Origin of the sequence: Fusibacter ferrireducens, assembly GCF_015352425.1 — a bacterium.
In the GTDB taxonomy this organism is placed as follows: Bacteria; Bacillota; Clostridia; order Peptostreptococcales; family Acidaminobacteraceae; genus Fusibacter_A; species Fusibacter_A ferrireducens.
On record NZ_JADKNH010000013.1, the window covers coordinates 40,207 to 55,157 of the forward strand.

Annotated in this window: 12 protein-coding genes; all 12 read right to left on the reverse strand. The window is 32.6% G+C overall.

Annotation, left to right across the window (positions count from 1 at the left end; translation table 11 throughout):
• Window positions 1–84: 84 nt before the first annotated feature.
• Window positions 85–1,968 (reverse strand): polysaccharide biosynthesis protein, encoded by a 1,884-nt coding sequence (locus tag ISU02_RS18685; protein WP_194703371.1) that lies wholly within the window; start codon window positions 1,966–1,968, stop codon window positions 85–87.
• Window positions 1,969–2,212: 244 nt separating this feature from the next.
• Entirely contained in the window at window positions 2,213–3,736 is a 1,524-nt protein-coding gene (gene murJ, locus ISU02_RS18690) for a murein biosynthesis integral membrane protein MurJ (protein WP_194703372.1), read from the reverse strand.
• A 65-nt stretch (window positions 3,737–3,801) separates the two neighbouring features.
• Window positions 3,802–4,569, reverse strand: coding sequence for an acylneuraminate cytidylyltransferase family protein (locus ISU02_RS18695; RefSeq protein WP_194703373.1), 768 nt, complete (start codon window positions 4,567–4,569; stop codon window positions 3,802–3,804).
• Entirely contained in the window at window positions 4,569–5,519 is a 951-nt protein-coding gene (locus tag ISU02_RS18700; RefSeq protein WP_194703374.1) for a Gfo/Idh/MocA family protein, read from the reverse strand. The genes ISU02_RS18695 and ISU02_RS18700 overlap by 1 nt, the downstream gene beginning before the upstream one ends.
• Before the next feature lie 2 nt (window positions 5,520–5,521).
• Window positions 5,522–6,499, reverse strand: a complete 978-nt coding sequence (locus ISU02_RS18705) for a Gfo/Idh/MocA family protein (protein ID WP_194703375.1) — start codon at window positions 6,497–6,499, stop codon at window positions 5,522–5,524.
• Entirely contained in the window at window positions 6,500–7,669 is a 1,170-nt protein-coding gene (gene neuC / locus ISU02_RS18710; RefSeq protein WP_194703376.1) for a UDP-N-acetylglucosamine 2-epimerase, read from the reverse strand.
• On the reverse strand, window positions 7,666–8,661 hold the full coding sequence (gene neuB, locus ISU02_RS18715; protein ID WP_194703377.1) for an N-acetylneuraminate synthase: 996 nt from the start codon (window positions 8,659–8,661) through the stop codon (window positions 7,666–7,668). The genes neuC and neuB overlap by 4 nt, the downstream gene beginning before the upstream one ends.
• Window positions 8,658–9,302 carry an acetyltransferase gene (locus ISU02_RS18720; RefSeq protein ID WP_194703378.1) on the reverse strand — a complete coding sequence of 215 codons (645 nt, stop codon included), beginning with the start codon at window positions 9,300–9,302 and terminating at the stop codon, window positions 8,658–8,660. The genes neuB and ISU02_RS18720 overlap by 4 nt, the downstream gene beginning before the upstream one ends.
• Window positions 9,295–10,341 (reverse strand): sugar phosphate nucleotidyltransferase, encoded by a 1,047-nt coding sequence (locus ISU02_RS18725; RefSeq protein WP_194703379.1) that lies wholly within the window; start codon window positions 10,339–10,341, stop codon window positions 9,295–9,297. Before ISU02_RS18725 ends, ISU02_RS18720 begins: the two co-directional genes overlap by 8 nt.
• 24 nt (window positions 10,342–10,365) lie before the next feature.
• Window positions 10,366–11,538, reverse strand: a complete 1,173-nt coding sequence (locus tag ISU02_RS18730; RefSeq protein WP_194703380.1) for a LegC family aminotransferase — start codon at window positions 11,536–11,538, stop codon at window positions 10,366–10,368.
• Window positions 11,539–11,553: 15 nt separating this feature from the next.
• Complete coding sequence (locus ISU02_RS18735) at window positions 11,554–12,534, reverse strand: NAD-dependent 4,6-dehydratase LegB (RefSeq protein ID WP_194703381.1); 981 nt, start codon at window positions 12,532–12,534, stop codon at window positions 11,554–11,556.
• 456 nt (window positions 12,535–12,990) lie between these two features.
• On the reverse strand, window positions 12,991–14,295 hold the full coding sequence (locus ISU02_RS18740) for a hypothetical protein (RefSeq protein ID WP_194703382.1): 1,305 nt from the start codon (window positions 14,293–14,295) through the stop codon (window positions 12,991–12,993).
• Between the last annotated feature and the right edge of the window lie 656 nt (window positions 14,296–14,951).

The following is a 14,951-nucleotide window of genomic DNA, read 5'->3' on the forward strand; positions in this document are numbered from 1 at the left end:
TCCATTAAATTTTTCACTTCACTATTATATCTCTTTTTTTGACAGAGAACAAGAACAGTCTTACACATTGGTAGTGCTTTATGCCTATTTCTTTAAGAAGGGTTTGTTGATTTCTTCAGGTGTTTTAAAAGTGGGTACGAGTGCTTTAATAACCGGAACAATTGCCTCTCGATTTTTAAGTGCCTCTTTCAAAACCGTAAGACCATCACATAACGCTTCAAGCGTCCAGTCCATTGGTCTTGCAATAAAAATCTTTTGATTCTCTGTCGATGTAAGGCCTTCCTCAGACATTAGGAGCTCTTCAAAGAGCTTTTCTCCCGGTCTGAGCCCTGTATATTCTATTTTGATATCCACCTCTGGCTTCAGACCAGACAAACGAATTAAATCTCGTGCTAACATATCGATCTTTACAGGATCGCCCATATCCAGCACAAAAATCTCGCCCCCCTTGGCCAGTCCACCTGCTTGAATAACCAATTGAGCTGCTTCAGGTATCGTCATAAAGTAGCGTATGATCTCTGGATGCGTTACTGTTATAGGTCCACCTTCATGGATTTGCTTTTTAAAAAGAGGGATCACACTGCCATTACTGCCAAGCACATTTCCAAAGCGCACCGCAGCAAACTCTGTCTTGGATTCACTGTTGGCAAATGCTTGTATCACCATCTCACAAAGGCGTTTACTTGCACCCATGACATTGGTTGGATTAACAGCTTTATCTGTGGAGATCAGCACCATTTTCTTTGCTTTATAAATATTGGCTGCATTTGCAATATTATAAGTCCCAAAGACATTGTTCTTGATAGCCTCTTCAGGGCTGTCCTCCATAAGTGGCACATGCTTATGTGCTGCCGCATGAAAAACAACTTCTGGGCTAAAAGTCTCAAAGATTTGTTTGATTCGTTCTTCGTCCCTCACTGAGGCAATGGCAACAAAAAGAGCTTGATCAGGATGTGACCGCTTAAGCTCTATCTGTATATCATAGGCATTGTTTTCATAGATATCAACGATTATTAATTGTCGAGGTTTGTATTTTACGATTTGTCGACATAATTCGGAACCTATAGACCCTCCGCCCCCTGTCACAAGAACCACTTTGTCTTTAATATAGGCTGAAATTTGCTCATTGTTCAGTTCTACTTGCTCTCTGCCCAACAGGTCTTCTATCTGTACAGGGCGAATACTTGAGTAGCTCAAAGAACCGTTGATCAAATCATACACTTTGGGAAGTATGTTGATCTTTATACCCAAATCTTTGACAATTTGTATGATTTCTTTTTGTCTGTTTTCGGCAACAGAAGGCATGGCAATCACAAGCATGTCTATTTCTTCTTTTGCAATCGTCTTGATGAGGTCCTCCTCACCACCGAACACAGGTAATCCATGCATCTTTTGATTTTTTTTAGACAAATCATCATCCGCAAAGCCAATCACGGCATATTCATTGTTCGCTTTTGCATGTAACTCTTTTAACACCATCACACCCGCTTGACCTGCTCCATAAATCAACACGCGTTTCTGATGTTGATTTCTTATAATTTCCTTTGGACTTACGTGAAAAAAGAGACGGTAAGAAAAACGCGTCCCCCCAATGAAAATCACGTCTAGTATAAAGGCCATTAAGAGGATACTTCTGGGAATTAAAATGTCTTGAAATTCAGGCTGTCTACTAATTGCAAAAAGCACGCCCATTACAGCAGCAGAACCCACTCCACATGCAATCAGTATATCAATCATCTCTGTTATGCCGGCAAACCGCCATAGTTTTCGGTAGAGATTCATGATGATTAAGCAAATAAATTTGATCGCAACCATGACCAAAATAGTCTTATAAAGATGAACAGTCAATTCCTTTGGTATACTCTTAAGCGCATCAAATTTTAATATGTAAGCTATCATAAAGGATACATATAGTCCTATCAAATCCAAGATCATTAAAATAAAAATTTTGTACACACGTTTATTCATTTTTTCCTCACTCATTTATATCTTTTGAATAGCAAATCTATTATAACATAAATGGGAAACTTTGTTGAGATGATGTTTTTGAAATTCACTATTGTATTGATTTCCCAAGACGAGTGAAATTTTTAAGTTATTTAATGCTAATTCATAAGCATAAATCCTAATACACCTTAAAATAAAAACCTGTTTATGTTAAAATCAACTCAAATAACTTCTTATCTAAATGATTTTCCGTAATATTTCACCCTTAAATAGTTCCTATTTCAAATTTCTTTTTTATAGCCTTAACTATTATGTCAATATCTTCAATTTTCATAAAGTAAATAATTACAAAATATGATATTACTCCTACACAGATTGCAAGTAAAAACGAAAGGTTCTGCGACAGAGAAGCTGTTAAGTAGTTAAAACTCAACTTAGATAATCCGCCCATAACCAATGATGCAAAAAGAATTTTTAAAAACGAAATGCTAATTTGCTTCATGCCGAATGGACCTATTTTCTTTCTGAGACTGATGAATAATAACATTGTTGTAAAAATTGCTGATATAGATGTTGCTAATGCAAGTCCACCGATTCCTAATAATTGTGATAGAATAATATTTAGTACAATATTTAATAGCATTCCAATAGCTGAATTTATCATGGGTGTTTTTGTATCTTGCAACGAATAGAATCCTCTTGATAAAACTTCTCTCAATCCAAAACCAATCATTCCAATTGCATAGTAAAATAATGCTATTGATGTCATTTGAATGGCCCTCTCGTCAAAAGCTCCACGACCAAACAGAAAATTGATAACCTGATTATTGAAATTCATGGCTCCTATTGTTATTGGTAATACAAAAAATGTAATTATATTAATTGATTCACCCAGCACCCTTTTTATTCCATCAAAATTTTGCTTACTAGCATATGATGAAATCATAGGATACATTGCGGTTATAATAGATGTGACAAATAGACCTTGTATAAAATTATTTAACCTACTAGCATAGTTTAGTGCAGAAATTCCACCTATTGCTAGTGAAGAAGCTATAGTTCTGTCAACTAAAATGTTAATCTGATTTACTGAAGTTCCTATTATTACAGGGGCTGCTATATATATAGTCTTAATAATCCTACTATCTTTAATATTAACAAATAGAAAATACTTGAACTTAGTTTTTTTTATGAACGGTAACATCAATAATAGCTGAGAAGCTGTAGCAATCAATGTCCCCAGTGCAAGTATATTACTATTCCCTTTCGATGCCATTAAAGTAGAGAAAATTACTATTGTATTAAAAGGTATCCCTACCAATGCAGGAACAATATAATTTTTCTTTATTTGAAGGAATCCACCAAATATTGAAATAAGTGCCGTGAAGTACATTCCAAATAAGCTGATTTTTGTAAACCCAATTGTTAGACTTAGTGTTTCATCTGTAAATCCAATAGCAAACATTTTAACAATAGGTTCAGTAAAAATCATGCCTATAATCAGAATTATTGTAGTCATAATTAAGATTATATTAATAAAATTACTTGTGAATTGTGATCCGGCTGTTTCACCTGATTCGTCAATAACTCTACTTTGCATCGGAATATATGCTGTAACAATCCCGACACCAATTAATCCAAAAATTACACTTGGCACAGTTAAAGAAATTAAGTATGCATCACTAATACTGGACGCACCAAAATAATATGACAGGACAATATCCCTTCCAAACCCAATAATTTTTGAAAAAAGAGTTATAATCATAATAAGTAATGCTGTTTTTTTCATTTGATCAATTCTCCTCTTCCGAAAGAGAAATGCTTGTATCCATTAATCCTTCACCCTATTTATAATCAATTATTTCTTATTAATCCATCAATGTTATTTTTAATAATACTCATATTTTGATCTTTATCAAATAAATACTTTGCAATTACTTCCATAAGTTCAAAATCGTTCTCATGATCTATGTCCAGTACCGCCGTATCCATCATTTTAATAATATCGCATTTTCCTTCAAAAATTCCTTTGCCACTTAGAAGAAATTCAGGAGAATAAGCGTACATTGAAGCATTCATATCGTATATTTCTGGTGCTTCTTGCCGTGCATTAAAATTAGACTTAATAACACGAACATATCCTCTATCTGTTTTCATTACCATATTAAAATAGGGGTTCCTGCGTGAGTCTGTAACAGAAAAAACAACGTCAGCATCTGAATCAAATTTTTTTTCTACCAAAGTCTCAAGATCCTTTAACGTTCTTAAAGGAGATGTAATATCTAAATCAATAATTAAATCATATTTTTTCTTTAAGCGTTCTTTGATAACCAAATAGCTGTTTTGAATTACATGAACTTTAGGTGTATTGTCTTTGCCTAGTTCAGGGGCTCTTTCTACGATTTCAATGGGTATTCTCAATTTTTTTTTGAAAAGAGCAATCAATTCATCACTATCTGTATTTAAAACAATATCACATCCATGTTGCTCATTACTTTTCATAAACAGATCTATTATTGAAACGGTATAAAACGGTAACGGAAATCCTAAAAACTCTTTTAAGTTCTTATTCTTTATTCCTTTCGAGCCTGATCTTCCACATATTGTAAATAGAATTTTCATTATAGAATCCCCTCTTTTGCAATTTTAAGCGTATTTAAAGCAATTATAATATTATTTTCATTATTCTTTTTACCCTCAATAATATCAAAAAAATTTTCTATCTCCTTAAGTTGGTATGAATTTCTGTCCTCATCAAACTTAATAACTCTACCTTCCTTCAAAAATCGGATTTCACTATTTGCAATATCGGCTATTATAGTTTCTTCTTCCGTAAAAAGCTGTAGTTCTCTCACAATTTTTCTTCCAAAATAATCCAGATGCATTTCTGATAACATATTCTCATATTCAGCAATGTAAATTGACAAGTCATCACTATCTATTTCTAATTTTGAGAATTTCCCTCGATAATTCATCACTTTCTTAGGATTTCCAAATAAATACATCATGTAATCCCACTCATGTATAAGATCTATTGAAGCGCCACCACCTTGGTTCAAGTGTGCACTATAAGTTTTTCGATAATCTAACCCTGGTCTCCAATCTGGTAAATAACTTGAACAAATCGCCCTTGAACTATATACGCTGTCTAAATCAATCTCGTTTTTTACATACTGAATAACACGGGTGTATCTTAATGGACATGCAACATAATAAATACTATCAGTATTTAGCGATAATTTCGATATGCTTACAGAAATCTTATCAAAAACTGGTTTTTCAATAAACATATTCTTCGCTTTATCACTATATTTCCTGATAGTATCATAATGCAAATGCGTTGGATTGGTAATAAAGATAACATCGTAATCATTGGGAATATTTTCACATTCTATATAAATATTAGAAACCGATTGTTTTAAATCTTCCTCTAAATCAACACTATTTTTTCTTCTAATTAAATCAATAGAATATTTTATGCCCCTGCTACCAAGCACCATACTAATATTTCTAAGATGCCTTTTCCCTATTGAACCTAAACCAATCATTGCAATCTTATATTTTTTCTGCATAACTAGGCCTCAATTCTGTCGATCAACTTAAGTATTTTTTTATCTTTTTCAAAATTATAGATAAGCACAATATCTTTCTCTATCACATCAAAGAAAGATTCAATTTCATCATAGTAGGCATTTTCTACTACAAAGCTACTATATTGATTCAGTTGATCTACCTTCTCATACAAAAGAATATGATCTTCCCTCTTATTCTTTATATCCATCATTTTAAGCCCTTTAGCAGAGCCATCCCAAGACAAATATAGATTTTCACCGTAAATTTCAAGGTTTCTTACTGATTTTCTAGACACTACATCAATCGAAACCATTCCTTTGTGACCCGATTCATGTTCAAAAATGACCATATAATTATCGTCATAATCAATGTTTAATGAACTGATCTTACTTTTTCTCACAATGAAATCCTTTATATCTCCAAACACTTCAATAAGCCACGGTAATTCAATTGCAAAAATTTCTCTACATCCATTTGTTCTCTTATCTCCAACAAAAAAATCCTTATAATTCTCCCATGGATGCCAATCTGGTAAATATTGTCCAATATGATACGTATAGTTTAACATTTTGTCTTGTTCTTTTACCAGAGAATTGATTTTTTTAATCTCCGCTCTATGCAAGAAGGTAGATGACAAAAATAAAATTTTGTTTTTTTCTTTTGCCAATTGTATGTTCTCATCATATCCATCAGTTACTAGGTTTAACTCTGTAAAAACATGCATATCATTCTTCAAACATAAACTAATAAGTTTGCTGTGAGATAATGGTGATGTACAAATCATTGCACAATTAATTTCATTATTTTTGATAACACTTTCTAAACTTTCATTTGTTTCAATTCCAAATTCATTCTCTGATAAAGTTCTTCGCTCTTCACTTAAATCAACTCCGATAATCTTATAAGAATCATTATATTTCTTAATTAATCTTACTCGTCTTCTTCCCATTGAACCTAATCCGATAACAACAATTTTCATCTATTTCACCCCACAATCATAAAACTTTTTCTTAAGATTGATTTTCTTATACAGAACCTGTTCTTTTATGACCTCAACTACTTTTTCAGAAGTATTTCCAGTTCCATAAGGATTCGTAGTTTCTTTTGCTTTCTCAATAAAAGAAACAGTCATTGCTTGTTCTATTGCTTGTCTTATAGTTTGCTTCAATGGCTCACAATTTATAACACTACTTGCTTGTAACCTTCCTTTTTGTCGATCTCCAATGTTTATTGTCGGAATTCCAAAACTAGGCGCTTCTAAAAGTCCACTTGATGAATTTCCAATAACAATCGCTGCATATTTAAGCGCACTCAAATACCCCACCATACCCAGTGAAGTAAATGCATTAATATTATCATTTTCTTGAGCATATTGATCAATAAACTGATTAATAATTCGACCCTCAGCATCGGCATTAGCCTTAGTGAAAATAAAACTTAAATTTTCATTTTCTCTGCAGACTTCAAGTAGGGATTTAATTTGCTCCTGAGAGCTATTGTTTTCAAGTGTTACTGGATGAAACGTGACCATAGCATATGGTTTTGACAAGTTAATTTTTAATGATTCTTCTAATTTTTCTTTTGAATAAAGCTTTTCATTTAATATATTTTCAATTCCTATTGCACCCACATTGTATACCCGATCCGGATGTTCACCTAATTGTATTACTCTTTTACGATATTCTTCAGTACTTGTAAAATGAAGATAACTTAATTTAGTTATTGCATGCCGAATTGACTCGTCTATGGCGCCCTCTGTAGTTTCTCCGCCATATAGATGTGCAATAGGAACTCTTTGATTCATCGCAGTAGTTGCCACTGCAAGGGTTTCATAACGATCTCCAAGAACAATTAATAAATCTGGATGTAGTTTCTCAAAATAATCTGCAAAGCTAATCATTGCAAGTCCCATTGATTTAGAAATAGAGGATGGTGTATCTGAGCTCAATAAGATCTCAATTTTCTCATCAATGTTAAACCCATCCTTTTCAATTTCTTGATATGTCAAACCAAACTCTGGTGATAAATGTGCACCCGTCGCCACAATTCTCACATCAAATTCTTCAACTGAATTTAATTTATTTATAATTGGCTTTAATAAACCATATTCTGCTCTTGTAGCTGTTAGTATACTGATTATCTTTTTCATAATTCTATCAACTCATCTTCTTCGAAATCTCTTGATGCAATTGTTCCGATAACATCAAACCATTTCATAGGGCTTATCCCATCACCAGGTCTCTTTACTGTAAGATTCTCCTCGGTGAAAGCTTCACCAAGTTTAATATCTTTCTTCGCTATAATGCTCTTTCGTGCAACAGCCATATTCTTTTTTTCAGATTCAGCGGGCTTTTTCATACCATCCCCTAATGCTAATTCAATGTTTCTGATGGCATTAACCATAGCCTTGAGCTCTTTAGGCTCTAAACTTGCTTTATGATCGGGCCCTTCCATATTTTGATCCAATGTAAAGTGTTTTTCTATAACCGTCGCACCTAAAGCAACAGCCGCAATGGGGACTTCAATTCCATTTGTATGATCAGAATAGCCCACCTTTACTCTAAACTCATCTTTTATTGTAAGCATTGCTTTTAAGTTTACATCATTAAATGGTGTCGGGTACTCAGTTGTGCAATGAAGTACAATCAATTCCCCAACGCCGTTATCTTTTAATACTCTAATGGCATTTCTTATATCAGCCATTGTGCTCATCCCAGTGGAAAGTATCACAGGCTTATTTAATTTAGCTATTTTCATCAGATAAGGCAAATTTGTAATATCTCCTGAAGGGATCTTCCAGGTGTCCATCCCTAAGCTATCTAAAAAATCGACACTATCAAAATCAAAAGCAGTAGACATAAATTCAATCTCTTTACTTTTACAATATGCATTCAGTGCCACAAATTCATCAAAAGAAAGTTCGAGCTTTTTAAGCATATCATGTTGAGATTCTTCAGCTTCTGTCTGCTTTTTTTGATATTCAGCTTTTACTGCATTCTTTGATACAATGTTTTTTGAGATAAAAGTCTGAAACTTGACACAGTCTGCACCCGCTTCTTTAGCTTTATCTACTAATTTTTTAGCTAAGTCTAAACTGCCATTATGATTGACACCCGCTTCTGCAATTATAAATACACTCAAAATTTTCTCACCTCCTTACAGGGATTACCATAGGCCAACATACTATCTTGAATATCTTTTAGAACTACGCTTCCCATACCAATTACTGAATTAGAGCCAATGTGCACTTGTTGCTTAACCGTAGCATTTGATCCAATGTGAGCATTTTCTCCAATAAATACGCCTCCACCTAAAACAGCTCCTGGAGCTATATGAGAAAATGCACCAATCTGACAATCATGCTCGATTATAGAGCCAGAATTAATAATAGCACCCTTTTGAATCAAAGCACCTGCATTGACTATGCTCTGTTTGCCAATAAACACACCTTGTTCAATTTGGGTATCATTACTAACTTTAGCTGAAGAATCAATGATGAATGGTATCTCATATCCCACTTCAATAAGCAAATTAAAAAGTTTTATCCGAAGAAAGGGATTCCCTATACTGCCAACTGTAACAAAGGCATACTTATATCCACTATTGAATAAAGTCAAAAGGTCTTCATCACAACCTATTACAGGAATTCCCATAACGATGCTACCTATATACTCTTTTTTATCAACAATCCCTATCTCAGCAAATTCATTCAGTTCAAGAAGACTATCTAGTACTGATTTACAGTGACCACCGCCACCAATTAAAAGTATCTTTCTATTCATCTCTCTCTAACCTTCTTCGCATTTCTTCCAGTTCATCTAACTGTCCCATATCCATCCAGCTATTTTCGCTTATCGGATAGATGCCAATTTTCTCACCCTGAGCCTTGTACTGTTCGATTATATCAGGAAAACCAATAGCCTTATCCTCTTCAAGTTCTTCTATTACTTTTGGTTCTACTATATACATACCTGTATTTGAGAAAAATGATAATTCTGGTTTTTCTTTCATGCTTTCTATTTCGCCGGTTTCACTAATTTCTATAACACCATAAGGAATCTTTATTTTCTTTAAAGAACATACCATTGTGATCAAATTATTTTCCTTCTTATGATAATTATATATTTTTTCGTAATCTTCTTCGATTAAAATATCACAGTTAGACAAAATAAAGGTTGATTTGATCCTCCCCTTTAGGAGACTCAATCCACCACCTGTCCCTAACGGCTTATCCTCATCTACATAATCGACCTTATACGCTTTTTCAATTTCATTAAAGTACGCTTTGATCATATTTTTTTTATGGTTCACAACAAGATAAAATTGATCGCTACCGTATCGACTAAAACGATTCATTATATGTTCTACAATGGGGATTTCTCCTATTGGAATCAATGGTTTAGGCAGTATTTTGGTGTAAGGATATAATCTAGTACCAAGTCCACCAGCCATAATAACAACAGAAACATCTAAATTTTTCTTTGGTTCAACGGCTTCATCATTCCATAATACAACTGAGACAATATTACTCTCTTTATCAAGTATAGGAAGAGCTTCAATAGAATGTTTCTTCATAACATCTTTTGCCTTGGATTTATCTTCTTCTAAAAGAGATTTTGGGCTGTAGTTAGCAATATCTTTAATTTTAGCATCCAGATTCCCTTTCTTAAGAATCCATCGCCTGATATCACCATCGGTAATCGCAGCAACAAACCGTCCTTCTCTCACAACAAAGAGCACTTTCTTTGCAACTCTGTCTAATTGCTGCATCGCTTCAATCATTGCTTCTTCTTCATCTATTAGAAATTCTATAACTTCCATGCCGACACCTCTTTCAAAAGTGATTTACATCACTTCTGGTCTTTTTAAACACTCTATAACATATGCAGCATCTTCCCTCGCAAGATTAGAACTGCATGGAATGTTTACAATTTTTTGTAAGTACCATCTCGCTTTTTCAATCTTATATGATTGGCTTCCTTCATATGGTTTTTGATCACTTATGAGTCCCCATATTGGTCTTGCTTGAACTTTTTTTGTAGCTAGAAATTTAATGATTTGATCCCTGTTTAGTGCATATTCAGATTCGACATACAAAGCATAAAACCAGTAATTCGGTCGAATATTCTCTTTGAAATCTAAAATTTTTAGCCCAGCTATTTCTTTAATTTCATTTTTATAGAAATCATAATTGACTTTTTTAATATTAATAAAATCTTCTAATTGCTCTAACTGTGCTAAACCTAATGCAGCCTGAAGATTTGTCATTCGATAGTTATAGCCAATTTCATCATGAGTATAGTAGAGTTCATTGCTTTTGGCTTGAGTGGTAAGATGTTTCGCTTTCTCAAGTAATGCCTCATCATTTGAAACAATCATGCCACCGCCTCCGGTAGTTATAATCTTGTTTCCATTAAATGAATATACACCAATATTCCCAATAGTTCCTGCATGTTTTCCTTTATATTTTCCTTCAAGATAATATGTGCCGATGGCTTCCGTTGCATCCTCAATCACTTTAAGATTATATTGATTCGCAACCTCTATAATACCTTCCATATCAGCCATATTACCAAAGACATGGACCACAAGCAATGCTTTAATATGTTTATTAGTTAAATTATGGATAAGTTTACCGTCTGTGAAACTACAGTTCATTTCACAGAAAGCCTTTAGTTTCTCAACGCTCATCGTAAGCGAATCATCACAATCCATAAAAATAGGTTCTGCACCGATGTACTTCACTGGATTTACCGCAGCAATAAAAGTAAGTGTTGGCACAATGACTTCATCATCTCTTGTAACGCCACACACTTCAAGAGCAATGTGAAGTCCAGCTGTACCATTCTGACATGAAACTGCACCTTTACATTTAGCATATGCCGCTATCTTTTCTTCAAATTCACTTACATAAGGTCCACCTGTTGATACCCATTCTGTTTCCACTGCATGTGTCACATATTCAAGTTCTTTTCCTTTTAAATTAGGTACTGATAAAGGTATGAATTTTTGACTCATTTGATCACCTCCGAATTAAATGTTGTAAATATCAGTCTTATATTGATCTAAATTCTTTTTGAAAAATTCAATAGTCTCTGCCAAACCTTGCTCAAAAGTATAATTTGGTTTCCAATTTGTTAGTCTCATGATCTTTTCATTGGAACCTAAAAGCCTATTTACTTCACTCTTTTCAGGTCTTAATCTTTGATCGTCACATACAATCTTTGCATTAGGGTTAATCTGTTTAATTAATTCTTCAGCTAATTGACCAATTGAAATCTCTTGTTGTGTGGCAATATTGATTTCTTCACCGATAGTCTTGTCGGATTTAGCAATTTCAACAAACCCATTTGCTGTATCTTTAACATAGTTGAAATCTCTTGTTGGTGTTAACGAGCCCAGTTTAATCTCTGTTTTTCCTGCAAGCAGCTGAGTAATAATTGTTGGAATAACAGCTCTTGCCGACTGTCTAGGACCATAAGTGTTGAACGGACGAACAATCGTTATAGGCATATTAAAACTTCTATAAAATGATTCTGCTAATCGATCCGCACCTATCTTAGTCGCTGAATAAGGAGATTGTCCTTGAAATGGATGTTTTTCATCTATTGGCACATATTGAGCCGTTCCATATACTTCAGAGGTAGATGTAATGAGCAATCTAGATGTATCTAGGTCCCTAGCTGCTTGAAGCACATTGAGTGTACCTTTTATATTTGTGTCCACATAAGTATCTGGCGAATGATAACTGAAAGGAATAGCGATCAAAGCTGCAAGGTGAAAAACCTCATCTATGCCTTTCATAGCTTCTCTTACACCATTAGGATCTCTAATGTCACCAGTAAATACTTCCACTTCTTTCAATATATCTTTAGGAAGTGAATCTAACCAACCCCAAGAATTAAATGAATTATAATATGCAAATGCTTTTACTTTATGTCCTTGTTTAACTAATTCTTCTATTAAATGACTTCCAATGAATCCATCTGCTCCAGTTACTAAGATTTTTTTCATTCTTTCTCCTCCTTTTTAATATCAAATTTAATCTGATTTGTTTGTTTTAATAATAATCACTTGATAAAGTACGTGTGATGTAATAAAAACAAATATTAATGGACGAAAATACTCATACTCAATCAAAATATAAGTATTCTCAAATGAAGTATCCATCGGGAGACTCTTATGAGTCTTGCAAATTAATCAGTTCTAAAAATATTTTTTTTGCTAGAAACGTTTCAAAATAAGCCTATACAAAAAACTCAGAAATCTCACAAGAGAAAGTAGCAACTCAAATTTCATAGGCTGATATTTATTCTACATTGATTTTTAATAGCGTGCCTCTAATCAAATAGAACAAAGACCGTCAAGGCATCAAAAAGCTTTTATGACATAAAAAGCTACTTCAATTTTTGTTGATCCTAAAAAAATGAAAAATTTACACTCTATTCCTATAAAAGTCTACCATAATATTTATCTTCTATTTACTCTAATATTACCAAAAATAATTAATGCAAATATATAAAAAAATATAAAATAAATGTAGCCCCAGCTTAACAAACCTCCTCTTAAATGCGACAATATTAAAACAAATTCTAGAGAATATATCAATAACCAAGATACATATCCCTCTTGAGCCTTATTAAACGCAAATCCTAGCCAATATGAATAAACAGCTAATACAGGTAGCGCAAATATATAATAGAAACTCATATACATATCTGCTTCAATAGGCCATTGTTCAGTCGCTCCAAGAGCATGTGCTTTTGGGTAATATATAGAACTTAACCAAACACTAATATCAGAAAATGGAACACTTATATATTCACCAAAATGCAGTAAAATTTTATTGAAAGGCAATAAAAATGTTACCATAAAACTAGGTTCAAAATCTCTGAGTGTAATCATAAACATTTCCAATGTATTAAAGTAATTTAATGTATATGGAATAAAATCATTTAGTTTCATCCAGGTAATATTTCTTTGATAAATTCCTAATCCAAATATTATAAATGATGCTAATCCAATTCCAATCGTTAATTTACTAAAGGTTCTATTATTAATAATAAAATAACTAATTGTTATTAAAACCATAAGAATAACCTTTGCCTTAGATCCTATAAAGGGAAATAAAATTAAAATTGTTAACATTTGAAAAAAAAATAGTTTTACATTTTTTTTTATATAAATAAAATATCCTATTGCAACACAATATATCATAAATGAATGGGTGAATAGCAAATAATATATCCCCGCGCCTCTACGTCCTATATACGCCATTGTAGAATCTACTAACCAATATTGTATACCTCCAGTTTTTTCAATAAAAGCAATAAGAAATATAAATGTAGATACAAAACTAAATTTTGCTATAATACTCATTCTTTTGTTGGCATTATTACTTGACTCATTACTATTTAAATAATGGTTTATTGTTTTTTTTGAAAATAAAGTCTCGAACAATGTTAATAAAACAATTAAAATCCCATAAGTCCCAAAAAACATTAAATATGCAAGATTTTCTTCTTTCGTATTAAAAAGATAACCACTGAATCTTGTAGCAAATTGAGGAGCAATGCCATACCATATTAAATAATATGCAAAGACAATATTTTTGGGTGAAAATAATAATTTGGGTTTTGAACTTATAAATAGAATAGTTATAAATATAACAAATATCCATGGTGGAATATAACTCATAAAATATAGAATTACTATAAAACTTTGCAATATTAAATAAACTAGCGATGTTTTGAGAAAATTACTAATATTAATCACACTCCTTATAAAAAATGTCTCTTGACTTTTCAAATTCACCACAATATTGACGGTATAGCATAAGAAAATTAACCTGAGTGTTTCCAATTAAAATAATCGTTTCGAACTAAACCTTATTCCAGTTTAGACTCACCAAGATTTTTATTGGTTCAACTAAATTCACACTATTTAATCTAAATTCTGCTTATTTTAAAGAAAGATTAGCCTCCTATCAAGCATGGTTTAAATTTCCCTTTGAAAATTATCCGCTTTTAACCAGTTTCAGTTGATTCATAACAGCTGAAATCATAGAAGCCAGCCTTCTTCTTTTTCTTAATCTAATAATCATAACTTTTGATATTTATATATTGCCACATCTAATTTTTTTTAGTGTATTTGTTTTTTAAAATAGTAGGAATAGAACTTATAAAAAGACGAATAGGACGCTCCATTAACTTAGTTATAAGTTTGATTGAATTTTCCTAAGGATTCTCCTCGAACACGATTGATAAAATATGACTTGATGCTGTGGCTATTTATAAGCTTTTAGATCATTACTATATTGAACCCTTTTTCAATATGAAAGTATGTACTGAGAAAACTTCATTCTAAAAGCAATATTTAGTTTTCTTACAACATGTTTATCCTATTGGTCTCACTATAGAAAAATTAGATTT

Excerpts from the sequence above, each read along its gene's own strand:
- ISU02_RS18685 (WP_194703371.1), bottom strand. The coding sequence starts at position 1,968 with ATGAATAAACGTGTGTACAAAATTTTTATTTTAATGATCTTGGATTTG.
- murJ (WP_194703372.1), bottom strand. The coding sequence starts at position 3,736 with ATGAAAAAAACAGCATTACTTATTATGATTATAACTCTTTTTTCAAAA.
- ISU02_RS18695 (WP_194703373.1), bottom strand. The coding sequence starts at position 4,569 with ATGAAAATTCTATTTACAATATGTGGAAGATCAGGCTCGAAAGGAATA.
- ISU02_RS18700 (WP_194703374.1), bottom strand. The coding sequence starts at position 5,519 with ATGCAGAAAAAATATAAGATTGCAATGATTGGTTTAGGTTCAATAGGG.
- ISU02_RS18705 (WP_194703375.1), bottom strand. The coding sequence starts at position 6,499 with ATGAAAATTGTTGTTATCGGATTAGGTTCAATGGGAAGAAGACGAGTA.
- neuC (WP_194703376.1), bottom strand. The coding sequence starts at position 7,669 with ATGAAAAAGATAATCAGTATACTAACAGCTACAAGAGCAGAATATGGT.
- ISU02_RS18720 (WP_194703378.1), bottom strand. The coding sequence starts at position 9,302 with ATGAATAGAAAGATACTTTTAATTGGTGGCGGTGGTCACTGTAAATCA.
- ISU02_RS18725 (WP_194703379.1), bottom strand. The coding sequence starts at position 10,341 with ATGGAAGTTATAGAATTTCTAATAGATGAAGAAGAAGCAATGATTGAA.
- ISU02_RS18730 (WP_194703380.1), bottom strand. The coding sequence starts at position 11,538 with ATGAGTCAAAAATTCATACCTTTATCAGTACCTAATTTAAAAGGAAAA.
- ISU02_RS18735 (WP_194703381.1), bottom strand. The coding sequence starts at position 12,534 with ATGAAAAAAATCTTAGTAACTGGAGCAGATGGATTCATTGGAAGTCAT.